The sequence below is a fragment of the Streptomyces sp. NRRL B-1140 genome, from assembly GCF_001280065.1.
Classification (GTDB): Bacteria; Actinomycetota; Actinomycetes; order Streptomycetales; family Streptomycetaceae; genus Streptomyces.
In genome coordinates, this window is record NZ_LGEA01000089.1 from 30265 (window position 1) to 43632 (window position 13368).

General features: G+C 70.9%; 13 protein-coding genes and 1 pseudogene. 9 read left to right on the forward strand and 5 right to left on the reverse strand.

The features are described from left to right. The first annotated feature begins 64 nt into the window (after positions 1-64). The gene (locus ADK65_RS10345) at positions 65-529 is read left to right on the forward strand and encodes a GatB/YqeY domain-containing protein (RefSeq protein WP_053669666.1); all 465 of its coding nucleotides are present in this window, start codon (positions 65-67) and stop codon (positions 527-529) included. Between the two features lie 208 nt (positions 530-737). Here the strand turns inward: ADK65_RS10345 and ADK65_RS10350 are convergent, their stop codons facing one another. Further along, positions 738-3035, reverse strand: a complete 2298-nt coding sequence (locus tag ADK65_RS10350) for a transglycosylase domain-containing protein (RefSeq protein WP_053669667.1) — start codon at positions 3033-3035, stop codon at positions 738-740. Positions 3036-3443: 408 nt separating this feature from the next. On the opposite strand from ADK65_RS10350, the gene wblA reads away from it, so the two are divergent. Continuing rightward, a complete protein-coding gene (gene wblA / locus ADK65_RS10355) occupies positions 3444-3782 on the forward strand; it encodes a transcriptional regulator WblA (RefSeq protein ID WP_053669668.1) in 339 nt (112 codons plus the stop codon). A 115-nt stretch (positions 3783-3897) separates the two neighbouring features. On the opposite strand, the gene ADK65_RS10360 is transcribed toward wblA, so the two are convergent. Both ADK65_RS10360 and ADK65_RS10365 read right to left on the reverse strand, forming a co-directional pair. Continuing rightward, positions 3898-5301 (reverse strand): ArsA family ATPase, encoded by a 1404-nt coding sequence (locus tag ADK65_RS10360; RefSeq protein WP_053669669.1) that lies wholly within the window; start codon positions 5299-5301, stop codon positions 3898-3900. A gap of 142 nt (positions 5302-5443) precedes the next feature. Continuing rightward, positions 5444-6421, reverse strand: a complete 978-nt coding sequence (locus ADK65_RS10365; protein ID WP_053669670.1) for an ArsA family ATPase — start codon at positions 6419-6421, stop codon at positions 5444-5446. A 106-nt stretch (positions 6422-6527) separates the two neighbouring features. On the opposite strand from ADK65_RS10365, the gene ADK65_RS37990 reads away from it, so the two are divergent. The 4 genes from ADK65_RS37990 to ADK65_RS10380 all read left to right on the forward strand — a co-directional run bounded on the left by ADK65_RS37990 (position 6528) and on the right by ADK65_RS10380 (position 8935). Continuing rightward, positions 6528-6686, forward strand: coding sequence for a DUF4177 domain-containing protein (locus tag ADK65_RS37990; protein WP_097218487.1), 159 nt, complete (start codon positions 6528-6530; stop codon positions 6684-6686). After that, positions 6686-7147 carry a RidA family protein gene (locus ADK65_RS10370; protein ID WP_053669671.1) on the forward strand — a complete coding sequence of 154 codons (462 nt, stop codon included), beginning with the start codon at positions 6686-6688 and terminating at the stop codon, positions 7145-7147. Before ADK65_RS37990 ends, ADK65_RS10370 begins: the two co-directional genes overlap by 1 nt. 91 nt (positions 7148-7238) lie before the next feature. After that, positions 7239-8108, forward strand: coding sequence for an NUDIX hydrolase (locus ADK65_RS10375; protein WP_053669672.1), 870 nt, complete (start codon positions 7239-7241; stop codon positions 8106-8108). Continuing rightward, positions 8105-8935, forward strand: coding sequence for an MBL fold metallo-hydrolase (locus ADK65_RS10380; protein WP_053669673.1), 831 nt, complete (start codon positions 8105-8107; stop codon positions 8933-8935). Before ADK65_RS10375 ends, ADK65_RS10380 begins: the two co-directional genes overlap by 4 nt. Positions 8936-8947: 12 nt before the next feature. Here the strand turns inward: ADK65_RS10380 and ADK65_RS39190 are convergent. Next, positions 8948-9073 (reverse strand): annotated as a pseudogene (locus ADK65_RS39190) (nucleotidyltransferase); the annotation flags it as partial. A gap of 137 nt (positions 9074-9210) precedes the next feature. After that, entirely contained in the window at positions 9211-9885 is a 675-nt protein-coding gene (locus ADK65_RS10385; RefSeq protein ID WP_010031945.1) for a Crp/Fnr family transcriptional regulator, read from the reverse strand. A gap of 485 nt (positions 9886-10370) precedes the next feature. Here ADK65_RS10385 and nth point away from each other — a divergent pair, with 485 nt between their 5' ends. The 3 genes from nth to ADK65_RS10405 all read left to right on the forward strand — a co-directional run bounded on the left by nth (position 10371) and on the right by ADK65_RS10405 (position 13336). Beyond that, positions 10371-11249, forward strand: a complete 879-nt coding sequence (nth, locus tag ADK65_RS10395; protein WP_053669675.1) for an endonuclease III — start codon at positions 10371-10373, stop codon at positions 11247-11249. Positions 11250-11427: 178 nt separating this feature from the next. Continuing rightward, entirely contained in the window at positions 11428-12123 is a 696-nt protein-coding gene (locus ADK65_RS10400) for an NUDIX hydrolase (RefSeq protein ID WP_053669769.1), read from the forward strand. A gap of 13 nt (positions 12124-12136) precedes the next feature. Further along, positions 12137-13336: a MarP family serine protease gene (locus ADK65_RS10405; protein WP_053669770.1), complete on the forward strand. Its 1200-nt coding sequence runs from the start codon at positions 12137-12139 to the stop codon at positions 13334-13336. Positions 13337-13368 lie beyond the last annotated feature (32 nt).

Genomic DNA, 13368 nt, shown 5'->3' on the forward strand with positions numbered 1-13368 from the left:
CCCTTCGGCCGCGGGCGCCTAAATCGAGGGCGCCGTCCCTCCCGGACCTGCGACAATCGACCGCATGACCACGCTCAAGTCGAAGCTGCAGGATGACCTCAACGTTGCGATCAAGGAGCGCGACGAGCTGCGCTCCTCGACGCTCCGGCTGACGCTCGCCGCGATCACCAAGGAGGAGGTCGCGGGCAAGGAGAAGCGCGAGCTCTCCGACGACGAGGTCCAGAAGGTGATCACCCGGGAGGCGAAGAAGCGCCGTGAAGCGGCCGACGCCTTCGCCCAGGGTGGCCGTGCCGAGCAGGCCGAGCGGGAGAAGGCGGAGGGCGAGGTCCTCGCCACGTACCTGCCGCAGCAGCTGTCGGACGAGCAGCTCCAGCAGATCGTCGCCCAGGCGGTCGAGGAGGCGAAGGCGGCCGGTGCCGAGGGGCCGCGGGCCATGGGCGCCGTCATGAAGATCGTGAACCCGAAGGTGGCCGGGCAGGCCGAGGGCGGCCGTGTCGCCGCAGCCGTGAAGAAGCTGCTGGCCGGCTGACCGACGGGATCGGTCCGGGGCCCGGGAGACTTCTCGGCCCTGGCCCGGCCTCCGAGTCGACGCCGATCCCGGCAGCCCCGTGCCGCGCCGTGCCGCCGCGGCGCTGCTGCCGGTCGGCCGGCCCTTCGGCCGGACGGCGACGGCCCCTCCCCACCCACGCGGGTAGGAAGGGGCCGTCTGCGTTTCCTCGGGCCCTCGGGCCCTCGGTTCAGCCGAACCTGCCGCCGTTGCCGTTGCCGTTGCCGCCGCCGTTGTCCTGGCCCCGGAAGAAGCCCTCCGGGATGGAGAACGAGGGCGTCGGGAAGGGCTCGCCGCCGCCTCCGCCGTTGTTGTTGCCGCCGACCAGACCGCCGATGAAGCCGTCGTTGTCGTCGTTGCCGCCGTCACCGCGGCCGTTGCCGTCGCCGTCCCCGTCACCGCGGTCCCGCGGCTTGCTGTCGGGGATGTGGACGGTGTTGAAGTCCTCGACCGGCTTGCCCTCCAGCGCGCCGGACATCATGTCGCCCCAGATCGGGCCGGGGACCTCACCGCCGAAGACCTTGGGGTACGACCGGCCGCCGATGGTGATGCCGACCATCTTGCGCTTGTGCGCGGGGTCGCCGACCCAGACCGCGCCGGCCATGTTCGGCGTGTATCCCACGAACCAGGCGGCGTAGCGCTCGTCCGTCGTACCGGTCTTGCCGGCACTGGGGCGGCTGCCGAGGCCGGCCTTCTTACCCGTACCGTCCTCGACCACGCCCTTCAGCAGCGTGTTGATCGTGTCGGCGGTGTTCTCCGACATCGCGCGCGAGCAGGTCGACTTCGGGACCTCGAGCGACGTGGTCTTGTCACCGACGCGCCGGCTGGCCGACTCGATGGCGACCGGCGTGCAGTGCATGCCCCGCGCGGCGAAGGTGGCGTACGCGTTCGCCATGGTCAGCGGGGACATCTCCTGCGTGCCGAGGGCGATGGAGGGTACCTGCGGCATCTTGTTGCCGTCGGCCCGTACGACGCCCATCTTCTTCGCCATCGTCGTCACCGGGCAGATGCCGATGTCGCTGATCATCTGCACGTAGTAGGTGTTGACCGACTTGGCGGTCGCCTCCCGCATGTCGTACGGGCCCACCTCGGAGGAGTTCTCGTTCTGCAGCTTGGCCGGGTTGGCGGGGTCGTTCATCCACCGCTTGCCGTCGCAGGCCGAGACCGGGCTCGGGTACGCCATCCGGTACGGCGAGGAGTACACCTTGTTCGCCGGCATGCCGTCCTCGAGGGCCGCCGCGGCCACGATCGGCTTGAAGGTCGAACCGGGCTGGTAGCCGATGCCGCCGCCCATCGACTGGTCGGCGGAGAGGTTGATCTGCGTCTCGTTCTTCTTGAAGCCGTACGGACGCGACTGGCCCATGGCGAGAATCTTGCCGGTGCCGGGCTGGACGATCGTGGCGGCGGTGGCCACCTCGTCGCTCTTGTAGACGTGGTCCTTGATGGACCGCTGCGCCGCTTTCTGGGCCTGCGGGTCCAGCGTCGTGCGGATGGTCAGGCCGCCCTGGTTCCAGATCTTCGCTCGCTGCTCCTTGGTCTTGCCGAAGACCGGGTCGGTCAGGAAGACCTCGCGCACGTAGTCGCAGAAGAAGCCGGCGCCCTTGACCGACGTGATGCAGCCGTTCTTGGGCTTGCTGACCTTCAGGCCGAGCGGCGCCTTCATCGCGTCGGCGGCCTGCGCCGTGGAGATGTCGCCGACGTCCGCCATGCGCTGCAGCACGGTGTTGCGGCGCTTCATGGCCTCCGTCTCGTCGTTGACCGGGTCGTACCGGCTGGGCGACTGGACGATGCCGGCGAGCAGGGCCGACTGCTCGAGGGTGAGGTCCTTGGCGGACTTGGAGAAGTAGCGCTGGGCGGCGGCCTCGACGCCGTAGGCCTGCTGGCCGAAGAACGTGATGTTCAGGTAGTTCTCGAGGATCTTCTTCTTACCCAGCTCCTCCTCGACCTGGATCGCGTACTTGAGCTCGCGGATCTTGCGGCCGATGGTCTGCTGGGTGGCCTGCGCGACCTTCGTCGGGTCGTCGCCCGCCTCCTCGACGAAGACGTTCTTCACGTACTGCTGTGTCAGCGTCGAGGCGCCCTGGGAGACCTCACCGCTGCGCGCGTTCTTGTCGAGGGCGCGCAGGACGCCCTTGAGGTCGACGGCGCCGTGCTGGTAGAAGCGCGAGTCCTCGATCGCGACGATCGCCTTCTGCATGTACGGCGAGATGTCCTTGAGGGGAACCACCGTGCGGTCGCGCGAGTAGACCGTGGCGATCTGGCCGCCGTCGGCGTCGAGGATCGTGGTGCGCTGACTCAGCGGCGGGGTCTTCATGTTGACCGGGAGCTCGTCGAAGCTCTCGACCGATCCCTTGGCCGCCAGGCCCAGCGCTCCCACGGCCGGCAGGGCGATTCCGGCCAGCACGGCTCCCGCGAGGACACTGACACCGAGGAACTTGGCGGCCTGCTGCGTAGGGGACAGACCACCGCCCGAGCGCTTGTTTGGCATGAGGGCAGCCTACGTTCTCATTCGCCGGACAGGCGTATAGGCCTTGGCCTAAGCTGCTCTCAACTGTCACAGCAGTGAGGCCACGTATCAATACGTCCGGCGACCCCGAATCGTTCTGGGTGTTCCCCGACTTTTTTGTTGGGGTCGTGTCCGAATCCGCCTTGTGTGTCATACGGCGTCCCTTGTGACGCAACTGAACTGTCCTGGTTTGCCGGGAAAGTTACGTATGTCGCCAGCTCACTCCCCCGGGTGATCTGCCGCTTACCCATAGTCCGTTCGGGCCATTCAAGATTGGGCCCGCTGGGGGTGTTGCGCTGTGCCCACCTTCCGTAACGTCCTCAACTGGCGGCGGTGAATATGCCGCTGCCGCCGTGGGGGAGCCTCGATTCGGGAGAGGACGGCGCCGGTATGGGCTGGGTAGTCGACTGGAGTGCGCAGGCGGCCTGCCGCACTACCGATCCGGATGAACTGTTCGTTCAGGGAGCAGCGCAGAACAGGGCCAAGGCGGTGTGCACCGGATGCCCGGTGCGTACGGAGTGCCTGGCCGACGCGCTCGACAACCGCGTCGAGTTCGGTGTGTGGGGAGGCATGACGGAGCGGGAGCGCCGCGCACTGCTGCGCAGGCGTCCCACGGTGACCTCCTGGCGCCGGCTGCTGGAGACGGCGCGCTCGGAGTACGAGCGGGGGTGCGGTGTGCTGCCCCTCGACGACGATGAGATCTACGAGAACTACGCGGCGGTGAGCTGAGGAGCCCCTCTCGGGGGCGCCCCAGGTCCAGGTCCGAGGGCCCTTTCCGGGCCCTTCGTGATCATCTGCGAGTCCTGGCGCCTCTCAGGCGCCCCGCGCCCTCACCCGGTTGCGCTCAGGCACTCGCCTCGGGCGTTTCCGGCAGGCCGGCGGGGTCGGGAAGCTCACGCGCGTCGGCCGCGAGCCGGTCGCCGATGTCGCGCAGTCCCGCGAGGTCGTGCACGTCTCCGGGCAGTGCGGCCACTTCCGTCACGGCCACCTCCGGGTGGAGCGCGGTGAAGCGGTCACGTGTGCGCTGCTCACGGGAGAGCAGCTGCATACGATCGGCGTGCAGCCTCAGCAGGCCTGCCGTGAGCTGGTCGACGGACCGCTCGGGGTCCTCCATGTGCTCCGTGTCCCCGGTGTGCTCGGTGTGCTCGGCGTTGTCGGCGGGGGAGCCACCTTCGGGAGCCGATGCCCGAGCTGGTGTTCCGGGCGTGGGAGAGTCTGAACTGTCCTGTGCGTCGGGGGAGTTACGAAGTACTGCTTTCCCGTCCTCCTGATCCACAATGCCGGGCTCTTCAAGATTTTCCGCGGCGGCGAGCGCCCGCTCGGCCGACAGCCCGTCGGCGGCGCTGCCGTGCACCCGGTTGAGCACGAGCCCCGCCAGCGGCATGTCCTCCGCGGCCAGCCGCTCCACGAAGTAGGCCGCCTCACGCAGCGCGTCCCGCTCCGGGGCCGCGACCACGAGGAACGCCGTGCCGGGCGCCTGGAGCAGCTTGTACGTCGCGTCCGCGCGGGTACGGAAGCCGCCGAAGGTGGTGTCCATCGCGGACACGAACGTCTGGACGTCCTTGAGGAGCTGACCGCCCAGCAGCTTGCCGAGGGTGCCGGTCATCATCGACATCCCGACGTTCAGGAACTTCATCCCGGCCCGGCCGCCCAGCTTCGCCGGAGCCGTCAGCAGCCGGATCAGCCGGCCGTCCAGGAACGAGCCAAGCCGCTTGGGCGCGTCCAGGAAGTCCAGCGCCGAACGGGACGGCGGCGTGTCGACGACGATCAGGTCCCATTCGTCCCGGGCGCGCAGCTGCCCGAGCTTCTCCATCGCCATGTACTCCTGCGTGCCCGCGAAGCCCGCCGAGAGCGACTGGTAGAAGGGGTTGCCCAGGATGGCGGCCGCCCGCTCGCGGTCCGCGTGCGCCTCGACGATCTCGTCGAAGGTGCGTTTCATGTCGAGCATCATCGCGTGCAGCTCGCCGCCCGCCGCGTCGTCGATGCCCTTGACCCGGCGCGGGGTGTTGTCCAGGGAGTCGATGCCCATGGACTGGGCCAGCCTGCGGGCCGGGTCGATGGTCAGGACGACCACCTTGCGGCCCCGCTCGGCCGCGCGCAGCCCCAGCGCCGCAGCGGTCGTCGTCTTGCCGACCCCGCCCGAGCCGCAGCACACCACGATCCGGGTCTCCGGGTCCTCCAGCAGCGGATCGACGTCGAGCAGGCGCGCCGGCGTCAGACGGTGGTGGGCCGGGTCCGGACGGCTCATGACATCCCCTGCTTCCGACTCATGACGGGTGTTGCCTGTCGGTCCCGGCTCATGACACGCCCTGCTCGCGTGCTCGTCCGTGCCCGGTCTCGTCCGTGCCCGCTCATGACACGTCCTGTCCGCGTGCCCTGTCCGTCCCGGCTCATGACACGCCCTGCTCGCGCAGCTCGCGGGCCAGTTCGTACAGCCCCGCCAGGTCCATGCCCTCGGCGAACAGCGGCAGTTCGTGCAGCGGCAGGCCCACCTCGGCCAGGACCGCACGCTGCTCGTGCTCCAGCGTGTACCGCTCGGCGTACTCCTCGGCCTGCGTGAGCAGCGGGTCCACCAGCCGCTCGGCGTGCCCCCCGCGCCGCGCCCCGCCGAGCCCGGCGGACGACAGGGACCGCGCGACAGTGGAACGCGGGACCGTCCGCAGGAGTTCCAGGTCGGTCTCGTCCAGTACCTCCGGCCGGACCATGTTCACGATGATCCGGCCCACCGGCAGCCGGGCCGAACGCAGCTCGGCGATGCCGTCCACGGTCTCCTGAACGGGCATCTCCTCCAGCAGCGTCACCAGGTGCACGGCCGTCTCCGGCGACTTCAGCACCCGCATCACGGCCTGCGCCTGATTGTGTATCGGACCGATCTTGGCGAGACCGGCGACCTCGTCGTTCACATTCAGAAAGCGCGTGATCCGCCCGGTCGGCGGGGCGTCCATGACGACGTAGTCGTAGGCGAACCGCCCGCTGCGCTCCTTGCGGCGCACCGCCTCGCACGCCTTGCCGGTCAGCAGGACGTCCCTGAGGCCGGGCGCGATGGTGGTGGCGAAGTCGATCGCGCCGAGCTTCTTCAGGGCCCGTCCCGCGCTGCCCAGCTTGTAGAACATCTGGAGGTAGTCCAGAAGGGCCAGTTCGGGGTCGATGGCGAGGGCGTACACCTCCCCGCCCCCGGGTGCTACCGCGATCTTCCGTTCCTCGTAAGGCAGCGCTTCCGTTTCGAAGAGCTGCGCGATGCCCTGACGGCCCTCGACCTCGACGAGAAGCGTCCGCTTCCCCTCCGTGGCCAGGGCCAGCGCTAGGGCCGCGGCCACCGTGGTCTTGCCGGTACCGCCCTTGCCGCTGACGACCTGGAGCCTGCTCACGTATTCGAGCCTAACCAGTCCGCGCCCGGGCTACGCGGGAGGCTGTGGACAAGCGGTGCGGTGGTGGGCCGCGAGCCCCTGCCCGCCAGGGGCTAGAGTCGGCCGCATGACCAAGTGGGAATACTCGACTGTGCCGCTGCTCGTCCACGCCACGAAGCAGATTCTGGACACCTGGGGCGAGGACGGCTGGGAGCTCGTCCAGGTCGTGCCCGGGCCGAACAACCCCGAGCAGCTCGTGGCCTACCTGAAGCGGGAGAAGCAGTAGTGGGCGCCGTCGAGGCGAAGCTCGCCGAGCTGGGCCTGAGTCTGCCCGACGTGGTGCCGCCGCTCGCCGCCTACCAGCCGGCCGTGCAGTCCGGCCCGTACGTGTACACCGCCGGGCAGCTGCCGATGGTGGAGGGCAAGCTTCCGGTCACCGGCAAGGTCGGTGCGGAGGTCACCGCTGAGGAGGCCAAGGAGCTGGCGCGTACGTGCGCGCTGAACGCCCTGGCCGCCGTGAAGTCCGTCGCCGGTGACCTGGACCGCATCGCGCGCGTGGTGAAGGTGGTCGGTTTCGTGGCCTCGGCCTCGGACTTCACCGGCCAGCCCGCGGTGCTGAACGGCGCGAGCGAGCTGCTCGGCGAGGTCCTCGGCGACAAGGGCGTGCACGCGCGCAGTGCCGTGGGCGTCGCGGTGCTGCCGCTGGACGCGCCCGTCGAGGTCGAGATCCAGGTGGAACTCGCGTAACACCCCCGGGGCCCGCCAGGTGGCCCCAGCTGCGCAATCCGGTCCCGGGGGCCACTCGAACATCCGCCCGTCACGGGATAGCCTCGCGCCCATGGCGAACGGTCAGTGGTACCCCCCGGAGTGGCCGGACCGCATCCGCGCCCTCGCGGCCGGCACCCTCACGCCGGTGGCCCCCAAGCGCGCGGCCACCGTCATGCTCCTGAAGGACACCGGCAGCGGCACGGCCGTCCACATGCTGCGCAGACGCGCCTCCATGGCCTTCGCCGGAGGCGCGTACGCGTATCCGGGCGGCGGTGTCGACCCGCGGGACGACGACCACCAGGTCCGCTGGGCGGGCCCCACGCGCGCGTGGTGGGCCGAGCGGCTCGGCGTCGACGAGACGGCGGCCCAGGCGATCGTCTGCGCGGCCGTGCGCGAGACGTACGAGGAGGCGGGCGTGCTGCTCGCCGGACCGGCGGCCGATTCGGTCGTCGGTGACACCACGGGCGCCGACTGGGAGGCCGACCGGGCGGCCCTGGTCGCCCGGGACCTGTCCTTCGCCCAGTTCCTGGACCGCCGCGGCCTGGTCCTGCGCTCCGACCTGCTGGGCGCCTGGACCCGCTGGATCACCCCGGAGTTCGAGGCCCGCCGCTACGACACCTGGTTCTTCGTGGCCGCGCTCCCCGAGGGGCAGCGCACCCGCAACGCCTCCACGGAGGCCGACCGCACGGTGTGGATCGCCCCGCGCGAGGCGGCGGCCCGCTACGACGAGGGCGAGCTGCTGATGATGCCGCCGACGATCGCGACCTTGCGCCAGCTGACGGCGTACGAGACGGCCGCCGGGGCACTCGACGCGGCCCGGGGGCGTGACCTCACGCCCGTCCTGGCCACCGCCCGCCTGGTGGACGGGGAGATCGTGCTCTCCTGGCCGGGCCACGACGAGTTCACCAAGCACATCCCGACCGGTGGAGCCACCGCATGACGGACGCAAGCGCCCTTCCCGGCCGGCCCCGCGGCGGGGTCCTCTCGGGGCCCGCCACCGCGCGGGCCGTCAACGTCCTGGCCCCCAACGCGTCGGCCATGACCCTGGACGGCACCAACACCTGGATCGTCTCCGAGCCGGATGCGGACCTGGCCGTGGTGATCGACCCGGGGCCGCTGGACGACGGGCACCTGCGCCGGGTCGTCGCCACGGCCGAGCAGGCCGGCAAGCGCGTCGCCCTGACCCTGCTGACCCACGGCCACCCCGACCACGCGGAGAGCGCCGCCCGGTTCGCCGAACTGACCGGCACGCGCGTGCGTGCCCTCGACCCGGCCCTGCGCCTGGGCGACGAGGGTCTGGCCGCCGGGGACGTGATCACCACCGGCGGGCTGGAACTGCGCGTCGTACCGACCCCCGGCCACACCGCGGACTCCCTGTCCTTCCACCTCCCCGCCGACCGGGCGGTCCTCACCGGCGACACGGTCCTCGGCCGTGGCACGACCGTCGTGGCCCACCCCGACGGCCGTCTCGGCGACTACCTGGACTCCCTGCGCCGCCTGCGCTCCCTCTCGGTCGACGACGGCGTCCACACGGTCCTGCCGGGCCACGGCCCGGTCCTGGAGGACGCCCAGGGCGTCGTCGAGTACTACCTCGCCCACCGCGCCAACCGCCTCGCCCAGGTCGAGACGGCCGTGGAGGACGGCTACCGCACCCCCGCGCAGGTCGTCGCCCACGTCTACGCGGACGTGGACCGCTCCCTGTGGCCGGCGGCGGAACTGTCGGTACGGGCGCAGATGGACTACCTGGAAGAACACGGGCTCATCTAGGGCCCGGGGTCCTCAGGGCCGCGGCGCTTTGACGCCGTGCACGCGCGCGTACTCCCCGGCGAGCCAGGGGCCCAGATCGCCGACGTACGCCGCGAGCACGGCGTCGTCCCCGGCCGGCTCGTGCCCCAGGACGGCCGCGGCCGGGGCGGTAGCGCGGCAGGTACGGGCCAGGTCCTCGCCCGGCAGCGGTGTGCACAGGCAGGCGACGTTCCTTGACGACGTCGGGCCCCGTCTCGCGCGGAGACGGGGCCCGATGACGTACGGCGGGGTGCGCGTCAGCGTGAGCGCTTGGCGAGGCGCTCCACGTCCAGGAGGATCACCGCGCGGGCCTCCAGGCGGAGCCAGCCGCGCTGGGCGAAGTCCGCGAGGGCCTTGTTGACCGTCTCGCGGGACGCGCCGACCAGCTGGGCCAGCTCCTCCTGCGTGAGGTCGTGCACGACGTGGATGCCCTCCTCGGACTGCACGCCGAACCGGCGCGACAGGTCCAGCAGGGCGCGGGCGACGCGGCCCGGGACGTCCGAGAAGACGAGGTCGGACATCGCGTCGTTGGTCTTGCGCAGCCGGCGCGCGACGGCGCGCAGCAGCGCCGTGGCCACCTCCGGGCGGGCGTTCAGCCAGGGCTGGAGGTCGCCGTGGCCGAGGCCGAGCAGCTTGACCTCGGTCAGTGCGGTGGCCGTCGCGGTGCGCGGGCCCGGGTCGAACAGCGAGAGCTCACCGATGAGCTCACCGGGGCCGACCACGGCCAGCATGTTCTCGCGGCCGTCGGGCGACGTGCGGTGGAGCTTCACCTTGCCCTCCGTGACCACGTACAGGCGGTCACCGGGGTCGCCCTCATGGAACAGCGAGTCACCGCGGGCGAGGGTCACCTCACTCATGGAGGCGCGGAGCTCCGCGGCCTGCTCGTCATCGAGCGCCGCGAAGAGCGGATTGCGCCGCAGAACGTCGTCCACGAGTTCTCTCCTTGTCGACCTGCTCAGGGGATCTTGCTCCCCCATGTACCGAGGGACCGTGGTGCCCATTTTGTCGGGCGGTCCAAACAGTGTGATCTGTCACAAGGATGCCGCACACGTGTCCCGGGGTACGCGGCAGGGGTCCAATTGGGCGCCGATCTTCAGGGGCCGGGGCGGATGTCGGTGCCGGGCCTTAGGCTGGCCGGGTGTCCAAATCGCCGGTGAGAGCACAGGCCGAGGGGGCTGCGCGGGTGGTTGTACGTCGCGATTCCGCTGTGGGCGAACAGAGCCCCGATGGCGGTAGGAAAACGGCGAAAGAGAACAAGACGGACCCGGCGAGCAAGGCGGCGTCCGCGAAGAGGGCTGCTTCCAAGGGAACTGCTGCGAAGACGGCCGCTGCGAAGACGACCAAGTCGAAGACGGCTACGTCGAAGACCGCCACTTCCAAGAAGGCCGCTTCCGGGAAAGCCACCAAGAGTGCCGCCGTGAAGAAGGCGCCCGCCGCCAAGAAGGTCACCGTCGCGCCGAAGAAGGCCACGGCCCGTCTCAAGGGCACCGCCCCCGCCAAGACCGTCGTCCACCCGCCGGGCGACGAGTCGCGTACCGCCCTGGTCCGCCGGGCCCGCCGTATCAACCGCGAGCTCGCCGAGGTCTTTCCGTACGCCCACCCCGAGCTGGACTTCGCCAACCCCTTCCAACTGGTCGTCGCCACGGTCCTGTCCGCCCAGACGACCGACCTGCGCGTCAACCAGACGACACCCGCCCTCTTCGCGAAGTGCCCCACCCCTGAGGACCTGGCCGCCGCCAACCCCGAGGAGGTGGAGGAGATCCTCCGCCCGTGCGGCTTCTTCCGGGCCAAGACGAAGTCCGTCATAGGGCTGTCGAAGGCCCTGGTGGAGGAGTTCGGGGGCGAGGTCCCCGGCCGGCTCGAAGACCTGGTCAAGCTGCCCGGCGTCGGCCGCAAGACCGCGTTCGTCGTGCTCGGCAACGCCTTCGGCCGCCCCGGAATCACCGTGGACACGCACTTCCAGCGCCTGGTGCGCCGCTGGCAGTGGACCGGCGAGACCGACCCCGACAAGATCGAGGCCGCCGTCGGCGCGCTCTTCCCGAAGAGCGACTGGACGGATCTGTCGCACCACGTGATCTGGCACGGCCGCCGCATCTGTCACGCCCGCAAGCCCGCGTGCGGGGCCTGCCCGATCGCTCCGCTCTGCCCGGCGTACGGCGAGGGCGAGACCGACCCGGAGAAGGCGAGGAAGCTCCTCAAGTACGAGAAGGGCGGCTTCCCCGGCCAGCGGCTGAACCCGCCGCAGGCCTACCTGGACGCGGGCGGCAAACCGGCGCCGCCGCTGGGGGCCGGATGAGCGACCCGCGTCACCGAAGGGGCTCGCTGCGCGGCCGGGCGGGCTCCCGGCACCACCCGGTGGATCCGATGCGCCGCCGCGCGAGCCCGGCGCGCCGCCCGTTCAGGGGATCCCGGGCGTTGGCGGAACGATCTCAGGACGCCCGCGCGTTGGATGCGGCAGGACGACGGGGGTGGCGATGACGCGTGCGAGCGACACACAGGGTGGCCCGGTGACGCTGAGCAAGGACGGGTTGCCCGGCTGGCTCGACCCCGTGGTGCACGCCGTCGAGACGGTCCGGCCGAGGCAGCTGAGCCGGTTCCTGCCTCCGGAGGACGGAGCGGGGCGGCAGTCCGCCGTCCTGGTCCTCTTCGGTGAGGGGGCGCACGGCCCGGAGCTGCTGCTCATGGAGCGCGCGAGCTCCCTGCGCTCGCACGCCGGGCAGCCCTCCTTCCCGGGCGGCGCCCTCGACCCCGAGGACGGCGACCCCGGCGGTGACGGCCCGCTGCGGGCCGCCCTGCGCGAGGCCGAGGAGGAGACCGGTCTCGACCCCTCCGGCGTCCAGCTCTTCGGCGTCCTGCCCCGGCTCTACATCCCGGTCAGCGGCTTCGTCGTCACACCCGTGCTGGGCTGGTGGCGCGAGCCGAGCCCGGTCGGAGTCGTCGATCCGAACGAGACCGCCAGGGTCTTCACCGTCCCCGTGGCGGATCTCACGGATCCGGCCAACCGCGCGACCACCGTCCACCCCAGCGGCCACCGAGGTCCGGCATTTCTGGTCGAATCAGCCCTTGTCTGGGGTTTCACGGCCGGGATCATCGACCGGCTGCTGCACTTCGCGGGCTGGGAGCGGCCCTGGGACCGCGAGAAGCAGGTCCCCCTCGACTGGCGCGCATGACAGGGTGGCCTCCGTGAACGTGCTGGACATCTTGTTGCTGGTCGCCGCCGTGTGGTTCGCGGTCGTGGGGTACCGCCAGGGGTTCGTCGTCGGCATCCTGTCGGTGATCGGCTTCCTGGGCGGCGGCCTCGTCGCGGTCTACGTACTGCCCGTCGTATGGGACGCGCTGACCGACAACGCCGAGGTGAGCACGACCGCCGCGGTCGTCGCGGTCGTCGTCGTCATCGTCTGCGCATCCGTCGGCCAGGCCCTGACCACCCACCTCGGCAGCAAGCTGCGCCGGCACATCACCTGGTCCCCGGCCCGGGCCCTCGACGCCACCGGTGGCGCCCTGGTCAACGTCGTGGCGATGCTCCTGGTCGCCTGGCTGATCGGCTCCGCCCTCGCGGGCACCACCCTGCCGACCGTCGGCAAGGAGGTCCGCAACTCCAAGGTCCTGCTGGGCGTCTCGCAGGCCCTGCCGGACCAGGCGGCCACCTGGTTCGCCGACTTCTCCTCCGTCCTCGCGCAGAACGGCTTCCCGCAGGTCTTCAGCCCGTTCTCGAACGAGCCGATCACCGACGTCCAGCCGCCCGACCCGGCGCTCGCGAACAGCCCCGTGGCCGACCGCGCCCAGCGCTCCATCGTCAAGGTCATGGGGACGGCCCCGAGCTGCGGCAAGGTCCTGGAGGGCACCGGTTTCGTCTTCTCCGGCCGCCGCGTGATGACCAACGCGCACGTGGTCGGCGGAGTCGACGAGCCGACCGTGCAGATAGGCGGCGAGGGCAAGAAGTACGACGCCAGGGTCGTGCTCTACGACTGGCGGCGTGACATCGCCGTCCTCGACGTACCGGACCTGAAGGCGCCCGTGCTGCGTTTCACGGAGAAGGACGCGACCAGCGGCGACAGCGCCATCGTCGCGGGCTTCCCGGAGAACGGGTCGTACGACGTGCGCCCCGCCCGCGTGCGCGGCCGCATCACGGCCAACGGCCCGGACATCTACCACCGCGGCACCGTCCGCCGCGACGTCTACTCCCTCTACGCGACCGTCCGCCAGGGCAACTCCGGCGGACCGCTGCTCACGCCCGACGGCAAGGTCTACGGCGTCGTCTTCGCCAAGTCGCTGGACGACACCAAGACGGGCTACGCGCTGACCGTGGACGAGATCCGGGAGGACATCACCAAGGGGCGCACCGCCAACCGGCAGGTGGGCAGCGACAGCTGTGCCCTCTAGGAACGGCGGCCCCGAAGCGGCAGCTGCCGCAG